14 protein-coding genes are annotated in these 13251 nt (G+C 47.1%); 1 reads left to right on the forward strand and 13 read right to left on the reverse strand.

Annotated elements, in window-relative coordinates; translation table 11 throughout:
- Nucleotides 1-9: 9 nt before the first annotated feature.
- Nucleotides 10-897: a LysR family transcriptional regulator gene (locus ABIC22_RS26015; protein WP_336779912.1), complete on the reverse strand. Its 888-nt coding sequence runs from the start codon at nucleotides 895-897 to the stop codon at nucleotides 10-12.
- A 123-nt stretch (nucleotides 898-1020) separates the two neighbouring features.
- Between ABIC22_RS26015 and dapA the strand changes: the two genes are divergently transcribed.
- Nucleotides 1021-1917, forward strand: coding sequence for a 4-hydroxy-tetrahydrodipicolinate synthase (gene dapA, locus ABIC22_RS26020; protein WP_354484874.1), 897 nt, complete (start codon nucleotides 1021-1023; stop codon nucleotides 1915-1917).
- 90 nt (nucleotides 1918-2007) lie between these two features.
- On the opposite strand, the gene ABIC22_RS26025 is transcribed toward dapA, so the two are convergent.
- The 12 genes from ABIC22_RS26025 to ABIC22_RS26080 all read right to left on the reverse strand — a co-directional run bounded on the left by ABIC22_RS26025 (nucleotide 2008) and on the right by ABIC22_RS26080 (nucleotide 13198).
- Entirely contained in the window at nucleotides 2008-2139 is a 132-nt protein-coding gene (locus tag ABIC22_RS26025) for an IS3 family transposase (protein WP_354484876.1), read from the reverse strand.
- A complete protein-coding gene (locus tag ABIC22_RS26030; RefSeq protein WP_354486148.1) occupies nucleotides 2111-2269 on the reverse strand; it encodes a hypothetical protein in 159 nt (52 codons plus the stop codon). Before ABIC22_RS26030 ends, ABIC22_RS26025 begins: the two co-directional genes overlap by 29 nt.
- A 139-nt stretch (nucleotides 2270-2408) precedes the next feature.
- A complete protein-coding gene (locus ABIC22_RS26035; protein ID WP_154893325.1) occupies nucleotides 2409-3371 on the reverse strand; it encodes an AEC family transporter in 963 nt (320 codons plus the stop codon).
- A 181-nt stretch (nucleotides 3372-3552) separates the two neighbouring features.
- Complete coding sequence (locus tag ABIC22_RS26040) at nucleotides 3553-5253, reverse strand: NAD-dependent malic enzyme (protein ID WP_354484878.1); 1701 nt, start codon at nucleotides 5251-5253, stop codon at nucleotides 3553-3555.
- A gap of 305 nt (nucleotides 5254-5558) precedes the next feature.
- Complete coding sequence (locus ABIC22_RS26045; protein WP_354484880.1) at nucleotides 5559-5951, reverse strand: hypothetical protein; 393 nt, start codon at nucleotides 5949-5951, stop codon at nucleotides 5559-5561.
- Between the two features lie 188 nt (nucleotides 5952-6139).
- Nucleotides 6140-6853 (reverse strand): glycosyltransferase family 2 protein, encoded by a 714-nt coding sequence (locus ABIC22_RS26050; RefSeq protein WP_354484882.1) that lies wholly within the window; start codon nucleotides 6851-6853, stop codon nucleotides 6140-6142.
- Nucleotides 6854-6975: 122 nt separating this feature from the next.
- The gene (locus ABIC22_RS26055; protein WP_127535932.1) at nucleotides 6976-8208 is read right to left on the reverse strand and encodes a beta propeller repeat protein; all 1233 of its coding nucleotides are present in this window, start codon (nucleotides 8206-8208) and stop codon (nucleotides 6976-6978) included.
- 18 nt (nucleotides 8209-8226) lie between these two features.
- Nucleotides 8227-8595, reverse strand: a complete 369-nt coding sequence (locus ABIC22_RS26060; RefSeq protein ID WP_127535933.1) for a hypothetical protein — start codon at nucleotides 8593-8595, stop codon at nucleotides 8227-8229.
- Nucleotides 8596-8827: 232 nt separating this feature from the next.
- Nucleotides 8828-9295, reverse strand: a complete 468-nt coding sequence (locus ABIC22_RS26065; RefSeq protein ID WP_127535934.1) for a hypothetical protein — start codon at nucleotides 9293-9295, stop codon at nucleotides 8828-8830.
- 2 nt (nucleotides 9296-9297) lie between these two features.
- On the reverse strand, nucleotides 9298-11310 hold the full coding sequence (locus ABIC22_RS26070; RefSeq protein WP_354484885.1) for a S9 family peptidase: 2013 nt from the start codon (nucleotides 11308-11310) through the stop codon (nucleotides 9298-9300).
- Between the two features lie 25 nt (nucleotides 11311-11335).
- A complete protein-coding gene (locus ABIC22_RS26075) occupies nucleotides 11336-12265 on the reverse strand; it encodes an ABC transporter permease (protein WP_354484887.1) in 930 nt (309 codons plus the stop codon).
- 15 nt (nucleotides 12266-12280) lie between these two features.
- A complete protein-coding gene (locus tag ABIC22_RS26080; protein WP_127535937.1) occupies nucleotides 12281-13198 on the reverse strand; it encodes an ABC transporter permease in 918 nt (305 codons plus the stop codon).
- Nucleotides 13199-13251: the final 53 nt, after the last annotated feature.

A 13251-nucleotide genomic window follows, 5' to 3' on the forward strand; every position in this document is an offset into this window, starting at 1 on the left:
CCGAATGGTTTACCATTCAGTCTCCTTGGCTCCGAGGTTCGTGACAAATTGGCGCAATGCATGAGATACCCATTTTCGGGTGTGAATGACTAACTGGATTTCGAGTCTGAATTCGCCATGCTCCAGTGGCAATACGGTGAGTTCCTCCCGCCGGATCTCATCGAGGGCGATCATTTGAGGCAAAAGCGAGATACCCGATCCTGCCATAATGCTTCGTTTAATCGCCTCAGGGCTTCCGAGCTCCAGACCTACTTTATAAGGAATACCGTTAGCCCTCAATACTCTCTCCAGCAGCTGTCTGTAGTTGCAGGTATCCTCGGGCATAATCCATTCTTCGTCAGCCAGATCGCTCAGTTCGATTTTCTGCTTCTTCGCAAGGGGATGATCTGTGTTAACGATGAGCACGAGCGGCTCTTCCCGGATGGTGATCCACTGCAAGCCTGATTCAGATGATGCATTCGCGAGAATAAGTCCCACATCGGCTTCTCCCTCTTTTACTTTCTGCAAAATCATGTCTTCCCGATCGGTCTGCAGCCGAATACCCAGTTCAGGATACTGCTTGCGCGTCGTCTGAATCGGGGCGGGAAGAAAATAGGAAGCCAGCGAATCCATCGTTGCGATGGTAAGCGAACCTCCGCCCTGTTTGGTCAGCTTTTCCTGCGAATGCTCATATATCTCCAGGAGTTGTCCGGAGAGCTTGAACAATTCTTCCCCTGCTGAAGTAAGTCGGATTTTATTGTTATTGTAACGTTCGAATAATTTGACCTGATAGATTTTTTCCAGCTTTTGAATCTGTGTCGTTACACTCGACTGTGCGTAGCCAAGCTCTTCTGCCGCCTTGGTGAAACTTTGCCGCACGGCCACTTCACGAAAGGTTTGAAAATAATTCAAATCCATGTTCCTGATACCTTCCTTATCAAAATAATCGATAACACCCATCATCTATTATAGTTAACTATGATGCCAATTCCCATGGTAAAGTGAATTTAATGTCATTTCAACATAAATGGAGGCCATATTATGCTAACCGAACAACAGATTCAAGGTATTTATGTACCGGTAATCACCCCTTTTACGAAGGATAATCAGCTCGATATCCCTTCCTTTCGGAACTACATCACACATATGGCGAATAGCGGAATTCACGGTTTAGTTATTAACGGCACTACTGGAGAGTCACCTACGGTTTCATGGGATGAAGTGGAACAGCTTGTTCAAGTCACGAAGCAAACCTGTCAAAGCATAAATAAAACAATACCCATCGTCGTTGGGACCGGAACCAACGATACAGCATCAACGGTCAAGCGAACACAAATGGCTGGTGAACTCGGTGCGGACGCCGTTCTTGTTGTAACTCCCTACTACAACAGACCAACAGAGGAAGGCATTTATGAGCATTTTCGTGTGACTGCCGAAGTGGGAGTACCCATTATTGTATATGAAATCCCTGCACGCACGGGTGTCCGTGTCTCGGTGGATACGATGAAAAGAATAATGAACTTAGACGGGGTTATTGGCCTTAAGGACAGTACCAATGGTGTGGAACTAATGTCGGAACTGGTACGAAGCGGATCCAAACCAATCCTGTGCGGGGATGATGCATTCTTTTACGATATGTTAAGTGAAGGTGCTGCTGGCGGCATGCTTGCATCTGCCAATATTAACACGGAGCAATTCATTGAAGTGTACGATCGCTTTAAAAATGGGGACAAAGAGGGCTCGCGTGAGCTGTTTACTCGTGTGGCTCCTTTTATTGACCATCTCTTTGCAGAGCCCGCTCCTGCCATGATCAAATGGCTGCTTGTCAATCAAGGAATCATTACTTCCGATCAACTGCGCCTGCCGCTGATGCCGGCATCTGAGCAATTAAAAGCGAAGATGGATCAATACATGGTGAGCAGTAACGCAGTAAGCTAGACACATCATTAACTACAGTGAATAGACATTGAAAAAGCCGCAGATTGGTCATAACCCTGTCAAGTAGACAGTACAAAAAAAAGACAAGATTTAAGCTACGGCCGCTTCCCGGTATTCAACCGGGGAACGGTCGTTTAACTTTTTCTTGAATCGGTTTTGGTTGTAAAACAATAGGTATTCACTCGCTTGCTGTTCAACCTCTATCCGCCCGAAACTGGCCACTCAAGCCGATTCGGGTATGCTTTTTCTCCACTTGTAATAACCCGAGCGGGAAACTGCAGCTAACTTCAAGAGCCAAACCAGACGATGGCGTGCCTTTGACCAGCCGAACTGCCTCCAATTTCAATTCCAAGGAGTACCGCCGGAAAGTTTGCCCTTTTTAGCCATGAAAAAATCCCCTTCGTTTGACATGATTAAGTTCATCTTACCAGATGTCTTTTTTCTCATGTCTACTAAAAGGGGATAATACCAATATCGCGGCTTCTTCTGAATTAAACCAATATGGAAATGAGGATTGGCAGTGAGATCAATGACAGCACGGAGCTCATGACAAAGGATGACGCTGTCTCCACCTCAAGTGTATCGAACCTGGATGCAATCATCGCAGCTACGGCTGAACCTGGGAAGGATACCAGCAGGATGACCATAGTCATGTCGGTGGATGAAAGTCCCATCAATAATGCAAACATGTACGTAAACAATGGCAGGGCAATCACCTTCAACAGCGAAATGCTGATGGCATTCAGGCTGAATTTGATCCGGTTAATGCCCACCGTTACCCCGATTGCAAACAGGGCTGCTCCGGATGTTATGCTACCGATCTGGTCAAAAGAGCTTTGCAGCAGCTGAGGTGACTGGAAGCCAACAAGTGTCAGGATCACACCCAGAAGCGGAATGCAGGCAAGCGGTTCTTTCAGACCATGGATGATGGAATGGATCGTAAGTTTAAACAAGCTTTCGCCATGACCACTCTGCTTGCCCTCTTCCGTTTTCTTCCCCACAGAACTGACAATGGTCGCGATTGGATCAAGCAGCGCATTAACTACGATGCCCGTGATTGCAATTGGAATGGTGACTTCAGCGGCACCGAACAGGTTACCCAGAACCGGAATTCCCATAAATGCAAACGACGGTTGAGTAGCATTCAATGAAAAGATCGATGACTGGCTAAGATTGACTTTGAAAATGAAACGCATCACCAACAGCAGCACAACATAGAAGCCGATAATCCCCAGGAAAATGGTCATGAAGAATGGCCACTTGTCAATCAGGGTCTCTTTTTTCGTCGTAGTGATACCAATGAACAAATGCGCCGGCAGCGCAAACTTGGTCACCAGTGTATTCAGACCTTTGGAGGATGCGGAGTTAAATACTTTGAAATAACCTCCAAAAAAACCGAGTAAAATTACAAAAAATATAGGAATTAATATAATGAAAATGTCACTTACTGACATGTTGGTCAAACCTCCATTTATGATCTGAGCATTTGCAACACTTCAACAAATGACAAAAATTTTGATCATATGATATGTTATTTTCAATTTTGGACACAGCCAAGGAATACCTGTACGGATGGACAGGTATTCTCTCGGTGTGACGTATTGTCATATTCAAACCATAGCGTGTTCACAATTATTAAACTGCTGCAAGGATCGGTCTATATACAGGGTGCCACATGGCTTCCTTAATCGCCTCTTCCACGTTTTCAAGTTGACGGCGGGCGACACCGTCTTCGATTGCTGCTTTCGCTACAGCCACTGCCACTTTGTAAGAAACATCCTGCAATTCTTTCACCCTTGGCAGCAGTGGAGCTCCTGGTTCAGAAGAATCTACTGCACCTGCTACCGCGATTGCCGCTGCTGTAAACATATTCTTCGTAAATTTCGAAGCTTTGGCTACAATCGCTCCCAGTCCCAGACCAGGGAAAACAAACGCATTGTTGGATTGACCGATTTCGAACTGAATGTCATTATACATTACAGGTTCAAACGGGCTTCCTGTTGCGATCAATGCTTTGCCATCCGTCCATTCAATCAGGCTTTTTGGAGCTGCTTCCGCAAGGGAAGTTGGATTGGACATCGGCATGATGATTGGACGTTCCACATGCTTGGCCATTTCCTTAACAACCTGTTCGTTGAAGGCACCTGTAACACCTGATGTACCGATCAGAATGGTCGGTTTAATACGAGTAACAGCTTCAAGCAGATTAACCTGCCCCTGTTCATCCCGATTCCAGTCTTGGATCTCGTCCGCTTTGCGTACATATGGCTTTTGGTACTCGAACAATCCTTCGATCTCGTCCGTCAAAATACCGCGATAGTCGAATGCCCAGAACCGGTTTTCCGCTTCCTCCTGCGTAAGTCCTTCTTCCATCATAGCATCTCTAATCTGATCCGCATTACCAATACCGGCAGCCCCTGGGCCAAATACCAGTACGCGATGCTCACGAAGTGGTACACCTGTAACCTGAACGCCTGACATTACAGCAGCCAGTGTGACTGCACCCGTTCCTTGGATATCATCATTGAAGGTGAGCAGCTCTTCTCCATATTTATGGATGATGTTTCTGGCATTTACGCTGCCCATGTCTTCCCAGTGTAGCAGAACGTCGGGGAACCATTTGGTCGTTTCCTTCACAAAAGCTTCAATAAACTGATCATACTTCTCACCGCGGATACGTTCATGACGATTCCCTACATATAATGGATCATTCAACAAAGTAGGATTATTCGTTCCAACATCAAGAACCACAGGAAGTACTCGGCTAGGATCAACCCCTACGGCAGCGGTGTACACCGCCAGTTTACCGATGGCAATGTTAATACCGCCCACACCCCAATCTCCGATACCGAGAATGCTTTCCGAGTCAGTTACCACAATGAGATCCACGTCTCCAGCTTGCAGACCACTGTTCCGGAATGCCTCCTCCAGGCCGTCCATATCGTTAATGGAGAGGTACACACCACCAGGTCTGTGGTATTGATGGCTATATTCCTGAATCGCTTGCCCGACCGTAGGTGTATATACAATCGGGAGCATTTCACTAAGGTGTTCTTTCAATAATCGATAAAATAAAACAATGTTTCGGTTAAACAAGTCATTTAGCATGATGCTTTTACGCAAGTTATCAGACTCATTTTGCAGCTGCTGGTATACCCGGCTCACCTGTTCTTCAATATTTAAAACCATCGGCGGCAAAATGCCGTTCAGGTTAAGTTCTTTTCTCTCTTCTTCGGTAAAGGCGATACCCTTGTTCAGAATTGGATTGGATAGAACTTCTTTACCTCTTAATTGTGTTTTCAGATTCCCGTTCGGATCAACAAAAAATGTGTTCATTACGAATAGCCTTCTTTCATGATGTCTCTTTAGTTTCTTTTTAACACTAGGTAACTTTAAGTTAGTTGTTAACCTTCCGATGACAATTATATGACTTTTTCACTTTGATGTAAACGAAGTTGTGAAACTTTCATGAAAGGAATTTAGTTGTTATTCGATAAATAATATTTATCAATTTGTTATTTTTCAAGAAAATCATTTTATAGCATTCTTTGGATTCGATACGACGAATGATGACAATCCATAGACATAAGAAAAAACCGCATTGCTGCGGTTTTATAGGATAATTTGTTTGAAATGAATTGTTATGGGATGTAAGCGTCCACAACCTCTACCTTTTTCACTGCCCCATCCTCTATGTATTTCACATCTATTACGCTTCCTCTCTGAAATTTGGGGACATGTATGATTGGAATATACGTCTTCACAATGGTTTGAAAGATCTGACCATCTTCCTGGGTAACTAACAGATCAAGACGCACGCCAGGCCGTCCATCCATGCTGGATGAAGTCTCAGCGATATCCTGGATAATTGCTTCTGCAGGCATTCCGAATTTCAAAATCTCTTTTTTGTTCTGCATCTTCTCTTGACCCGTTCGCAGCCTTTTAGTGACATTTAAGACCAGAATCAATCCTGTGGTCAGCCCGAACACAATAATGACTATACCAATGATTACGGTTATTAAAGCTGTCGTCATTTCATCCTCCTTAAATGAGACTTCATACAGATTACTTCAAGATTAGATATGATATTCCTGCAAATGTTTGAATCCGTGAGCCTTGATCTGGTGTGTTCACCAGGTTTTATTTCAGAGTTATCTTCAATCACTCGATAGTTTAATGGGGCGCTCACAGGAGCGCCTATTTACTTCATGGATGTCGCCATTTAGATTTCCTTGTCTGCGAATGGGCGAAACTGGTCTGTAACGGTGAGTAGTTTACTGCCCTGCAGATAAAATGTATCATCCGCTTTCCACGTATGGCTTTTCTTGTTCTGCCTCCGGTGATAGACATAGTTATAGGGTGAGGTCGCATATGTTTTGAACCCTTTCTTCCTGCATTGCCTCAGAAAGGAAACATCTTCGCCCACGGAACGGTCGGTGAATCGAACCTTCTTGAGTACTTCCTTTTTGAACAGGATTGTGCCCCCCTGCACAAACTCTACGAATTTACTGGCTTCCTTAGGGGATCTGATCAGTAGTTTTTTCGAAGCGCCGAGATATACCAGACAGGAATGTTTGCCTACGATATCACTTCGGGTCCGTTTTAATGCCCCTACTTGTTCTTTCAAATAATAGGAAGAATAATAATCGTCATCATCAAACTTAGCAATTAACGAGAAGCGGGCACGTTCAATCCCTGCATTCAAACATTGTCCCAATGAGATTCTCTCAGGAACCTGATATACATGAATATTGGCGTGGCCTCGAACACGGTTTCGATATGATTCCAGATCCATGCCGTCATGATTCAGAATGATAATCAACTCTTTGCTCCGGTACCGCTGTCTCTTAAAATTCGTCAGAATGTTATCAAAAAACTGTGACCGGTTCGTACATACAATAATGGAAACCCCATGTCCACCCTCTGTATTGTTCAAGGCTTAACCTCTCTTCTATGAATGATCTTTCATCATATGTAGAAGAATAGATCAGGTGTAGGCTAATAGAAAAGAATTATAGATTGAGCCCTGGCTGACCTGCCAAGGCTCCCCAAGCATGGTTACGTACCAAAATACACGTCCAGTTTTCCTGTTGGTGGCGTGGTCGCCATCCAAACGGCAGCCAGATTATCAGGAGCGGCGGTAGCAGCCGTAATATAATCCCCAATGAGCGGTGTTGGAACCGGATTATTTCCATTCGGATTAAAAGAAGTCGTCGTGAGTCTCCGATTACTGAACGTAACCCCACCGTCAAAAGATTCAGCAACGAATACATCCAGAAGGAATCCGTCGATCCGGTTGGTCATATAAATGATCCGAATCGTTCCGGCAAACGGGGACACGGTTATAAATGGGAAGAAGTTCTGTGTACCTGGAGGGGCACCCGTTATACTTACAGGAGCTGACCAGAGCAGTCCATCAGGTGATTCGCTGAGGAACACATCCGTGTAACCATTTCGGGCATCGTTCCAGACTCCATATACGGTTCCACTGTTAGGTCCAATGGATATATCAGCACCCAGACACAGGTTGGTTTGAACTCGAAATGCGTAATTGGGTACAGGCAATGGCGAAGGCGCAGGTACAACGGATGAGATGAACGTGGGCTGTCGCTCAACGGGAGGCTGATAATTGATTCCGCCATCATAAGATATCCTGAGCAATGCAGAAGGGCTCGCAGGGCCAGTAAGAATATATCCAGCATATACTTCACCAGAGAACCCAACGGCTAGAGCAGCACGGTCATGTATCCCGCGTGGGTTGGACTGTCGATCTGGCGGATCCCAGGACAGGCCCTGCGTTACAGATCTTTGGGTGAAAATGGCCGAAGAAGTTGTAGCAAGCGGAGTATACCCCACGTAAGCATGCCCTCGGTAAGGACTGCCTGGAGACCGGTCCACGGCAATAAAGGGTTCGTCATTGTGAACAACTGTACCGTAACCCGCCTGAACGATTACAGGTGGTTGCCACGTTAGCCCATCATCAAAAGAAGTATAACTGACAATTGTACCGTCGTTGATCCCGTTAAATACGTGAGCCGTCACAATAAAGGTGTTCGGAAAAGTATAGTCAATAGTAGGTGCTTCTGCCCCGGAATATCCCGCAGGCTGCGGAAGCACCGTGGTCGACCAGGTATTGCCACCATCAATGCTGCGGTAGAAGCCAGTTAGCGTTGGCCCTGTGCTGGTGTCTACCGCTACGACGCACATAATATTCGGATTTAACGTATTTACAGCGATGGAGGGTTCAAACTGGTTGCCTGCCAAGGCTCCCGTAATATTAACAACTGGCAATGTAATCACCTCAAGTTTTTAAGGGATATTTGTAAATCGGTCTATGATGGACATTTCCGACTGAAGGACACGTTGAATCACCTGACCTGTAGAGTCTACACCGTAAACATTGATCATAGTACTCGTTGCACTGAAAAAGTCACTTTGAACCTCAAAAAATGCGGCATTAATGAGTGGATAGATGATCGTTCTGGTAATTTGCGGGCCTAATGCAAACAAATCATGACCAACCGGTACACGTACCGTTTGCGTTGTGTCCCATCTGAATATTTCAAGTTCAATATTAATTGTCGTATCCAGGGAATCATTAATGCAGGTTACAAGAACCTGAGTGGATTGCGTCGCTCCATTGACCGGGTTATAGATCATTCCTGTGCTATTTGGCAAAACATTTCACTCCCTTCAGCAGAAAAAGATACTATCCTTCCCGTTTAGACTATACTATGTTCCTGTCTATCAACCGCCACGGCTAATATAAGTGCCCCATCGAATGATCCTGTTCCTTTTTTATGCAGCGCATAATCGTGCGCATCTTGCCTTTTCGCTCAACAAAATAAAAAAAGCCCTGGTAAACTCCCCAGGACCATTCCATATAAGATTGCAATTTATATAGGTTGAATTATTGATATTTTAGTTTTATCCCCACGAGAGTGAGAGTATCGGTTGAGAGCGCTGCACCTGCCTCATTATTTTCTTCTTCAACAACGTCCCACTGCCGGCCAATAAGCATGCGCAGCAATTCTATCTCTTGAGCGCTTAATTGGATATGCCGCAAGGTTAACTCCTCTTGGCTGTAGTCCCGATCAATCTTACGATCAAAACGAAAGTCCAGCACCCTTTTTAATCCGTTGATATGCAAAAACTTAAACTCGTATCCGCTGCGAAGAGCCTCCGCCCAATCCTCTGCAGCTTCTTCTGCCGTCTGCAACCGTTCTTCCAAATCCATGGTTGGTTCCTTGATCTTGGACAGCAAAGGTGCGAGATCTCTCCGCTGCAAACGATCGATAATAATCTCAATCGGTTCACCACTCGTCAAAACATTCTCCACCAGCATCCCTACAGGAATTGAAAGCCGCACCTGACTCATGCTCAGACCGCCTCATCTCGAAGATACTGATTGAACCAGGCATTGATCTGTTCGAAACTGTCGACTCGTAGTGAAGGCTTGCCGCTTTTGAGCAACGAGTGATTGGAACCAGGGTAGCGAATCAGTTTGGTTGTTTTGCCGTAACGTTTGAGTGTGGTATAGAGCTCCTCCGCCTGGGCAATCGGAGTCCGATAGTCCTGCTCCCCATGCATGATAAGAAGCGGTGTGTCGATCTTATGTGCGTGAGCCAGCGGTGAACGGGACCATAACAGCTCGGCATTCTCTGCCGGATTGCCCCCAATGACTCCCTCAACATAAGATATGCCTATATCACTGGTACCGTACATGGAGAGCCAATTGGAGATGCAGCGCTGGGTAACAGCTGCCTTGAACCGATTGCTGTGGGCAACGATCCAGTTCGTCATAACCCCTCCGTAACTGCCGCCTGCAACACCCAGACGTGATTCATCAAATGTTTCGTATGTCTCCAGGGCATGGTCGACCGCCTCCATTAAATCTCGGAAGTCTCCACCCGCGAAATCACCACGGCAAGCTCTGGCAAATTCCTGTCCGTATCCCATACTCCCTCGCGGATTCACCCATAAAATGGCATAACCTTGTGCTGCAAGTGTCTGCATCTCAAAACTGAAAGTGCCTGTATACATTGCATGCGGGCCTCCGTGGATTTGCAAAATCAGTGGAGTTTTGGCACTCGAATCCTGCCTCGCAGGCTGCAGCAGCCATCCCTGGATGCGCCAGCCGTCTGTGGATGTAAATTCAATCCGTTCAGGGACATTCACTTGGAGCGCGTTGATCCATTCGTCGTTTCTCCGGGTGAGCCTGATCATTTCGCCAGTCTCAACATCCACGCGGTACAGCTCCGCAGGGTGATCGACTGTCAGAGCAGCAACGATGAGTGTGGTTCCATCCGGTGACAACGTGTATTGATACACATCCTTTTCACCTTTTCCGGTCACAGGCTGACAGTTTCCATTTTCATGGATGCGGTATACATCCACGCTTCCATCATGCGTACCGAGTACAAACATGCCTCGTTCAGGATGTTTGGCATCCCAGAGCGGAGATGGAGTAGGACTGGCGAACTTCATATCTCCGAGTGCCGCGTTGCCTAACTGCATATCGAGTCCCGTTGTGATCGGCTGTGGCGTTCCTCCTTGAACCGGAACTGTGTATAATCTGTTATGGCTGCCACTGCCGAATTCCCGGTCGCTGGCAATCAGGTACAGTACCTGACCATCGGGAGAATAGGAGAACTGGCTCACCAGCAGACTGGAGTCTGTCACTTTGGAAGGCTCACTTTCTCCCAGCCGAATAGTGTATACGTCAGTGAAGTACAGCAGATCCGCATCGGCCTCCTTATCCTCCACCTGCTTCGAGATAAAAGCAATGCTCCGGCTATCCGGGGACCATGTGGGTCCACTGACATTCCAAGGTCCGGTGGTCACTGAAGTGATCTCTCCACTTTCCACCTCATAAACGAACAGATGGCTGTAGAGACCGTCCCACCAGCCGGATCCCTCCGCTTTCGGCGTTGTACGTTCATACACTTTGCAACGCAGCTCAGATGCCGTTTCATTCTTCGGCTCATCTTTGTCACCTGCGTCTTTTATCTGCACTTTGCAGGTGAAGGCAACATACTGCTCGTCAGGTGACCAAGCGTAATCCAATATTTTTCGCTCTGGCGGAATAAGATTAACAGGTTCGTCCTCTCCTGCTGCAAGGGTCCATAATCCTTTGCCGCCCTCTTCCAAACGCAAGAAAGCAAGCCGTGTTCCGTCCGGTGTCCAGTTCGGCGCTGTGTCCTTGGTGCCATTCGTGAGCTCGACATCATTGCTGCCATCCAGCGAGATTCCCCGAATCCGGGTGTTGTACTCGTTCTTCTGCCGATCTATGGTCTGCTCTACGTAAGCCACCTGTCCATTCGGATGGATTACAGGTTGGCTAATGGAACGATAGTGATATAAATCCTCCGGCATGATCGGTCGTTTGTTCATATGAAGGTCCCCTTTCCCAGTCCTGTTATTTTTTATTCGTTTCCGTACGTGGATCAAGTACATCGCGCAGCCAATCCCCGAGGAAAATAACGCCAAGCACTGTGAATGTGATGGCTAGTCCCGGGAATGTGGCTACCCACCAGCTTGTGGCTACATATTGTCTTCCATCACTGAGCATGCCTCCCCATGAAACGTCCGGCGGCTTAATGCCCAGACCAAGAAAACTGAGCGAAGCTTCCATAATAATGGTCGTTCCGACGTTCATACCGCAGATGACGATAAAGGAAGACAGGATGTTTGGCAGAATGTGTTTTACAATCAACCGTCCATTCTTGGCTCCTATGGACCTGGCAGCATGAACAAAGTCACGCTCCTTGATGCTAAGAACCTCACTTCGAACGATACGGGTAAACGGAACCCAGTTGGTTACGCCGATGACAAAGATCAAGGTCGTTATTCCCGGGCCAACGATGGCCATCACAACGAGCATGAACAGAATGGTAGGAATGGCCATGAAGGCATCTCCCACCCGCATGATAACCGCATCCAGCCATTTCCCATAAAATCCGGATAGCAGTCCCAGGATGGCACCTATCACTCCTGAGACAATGACTGCCCCCATACCTACGATTAATGAAACGCGTGCACCATACACGATTCGGCTCCACATGTCTCGGCCCAGGTTATCCGTACCAAGCCAATGTTCCGAGGCTCCTCCGTCCAGCCAGGCAGGAGGTTTAAGGCGATTAAGCGGATCGACAGCTGCAGGATCGTGACTCGTTAGCAGAGGTGCACATATGGCGATCAAAACGACCAACAAAACGAGCACAGAGCCAAGCATCCCGGTCTTGCTGATGATCAGCTGTTTCCATATATAGCGAACTCCCCCTTGCGTACGTGAACTCTCCTTCTCCTGTTCCGCACCCGGAATTGGCATTTCATTGCTCCCTGTCATAGGTTGCACCTCCTTCTAGTCGAATTTAATACGCGGATCAAGCAACCGGTAAGCTACGTCCGTCAGAATATTGGTTATAACTACGATTAATGCAATGACAAACACGGCTGCCTGTACAATCGCCATGTCATGTGTATTAACGGCGACGACCAGAAGCTGTCCCAGCCCCGGCCAAGAGAACACCGTTTCCGTAATCAGTGTTCCGCCGATCAGACTCGTAAACTGCAAGCTCATAATTGTTACAACCGGGATCAAGCCGTTCCGGAACGCATGTTTCCCAATCACGACCATCCGGCCAAGCCCCTTGCTGCGTGCCGTACGAATATAATCCTGACTTAGAATTTCCAGCATGCTGGAACGAATTAGACGAGTCATCTGTGCGGCCAGACCTACGCCAAGGGTAAATGCGGGCAAGATCAAGTGTGACAGACCACCCCGACCCGAAACGGGCAGAACGCCCAACATAACGGAGAACAACAGGATCAGCATGATGCCCATCCAGAAGTTCGGCATCGCCTTGCCGATCACGGATATCCCCGAAATGATCAGATCGGTAAACGTATTACGTTTAACCGCCGAAATGACACCCAGCGGCACTGCCATCAGAACGGCAAAAAACATGGCTGCTACAGCCAGTTCAAAGCTGGCAGGCAATCTCTCCAGAACAAGCTGCAGGGCTGGTTGTCCATAGCGAAAAGATTGACCGAAATCGCCCTGCAACGCACTGCCCAGGAATTTCATGTATTGCGTATAGAGCGGTTGATCCAGCCCAAGCGCTTCTGTAAGCACCGCGCGATCTTCCGCTGTGGCAGTCTCGGGCAGCATCAGGGCAACAGGATCACCCGTGACCCTGACCAATATAAACACAATCAGCGATACAATAAATAATACCGGTATGACTTGCAGTAAAGATTTGAATACGTACTTTCCCATCCTCATTCACCTCCATGCGATACAAAAGAACGGCAGGAACTTGGTCAACCCAG

It is taken from the genome of Paenibacillus sp. PvP094 (assembly GCF_040546835.1).
In the GTDB taxonomy this organism is placed as follows: Bacteria; Bacillota; Bacilli; order Paenibacillales; family Paenibacillaceae; genus Paenibacillus; species Paenibacillus illinoisensis.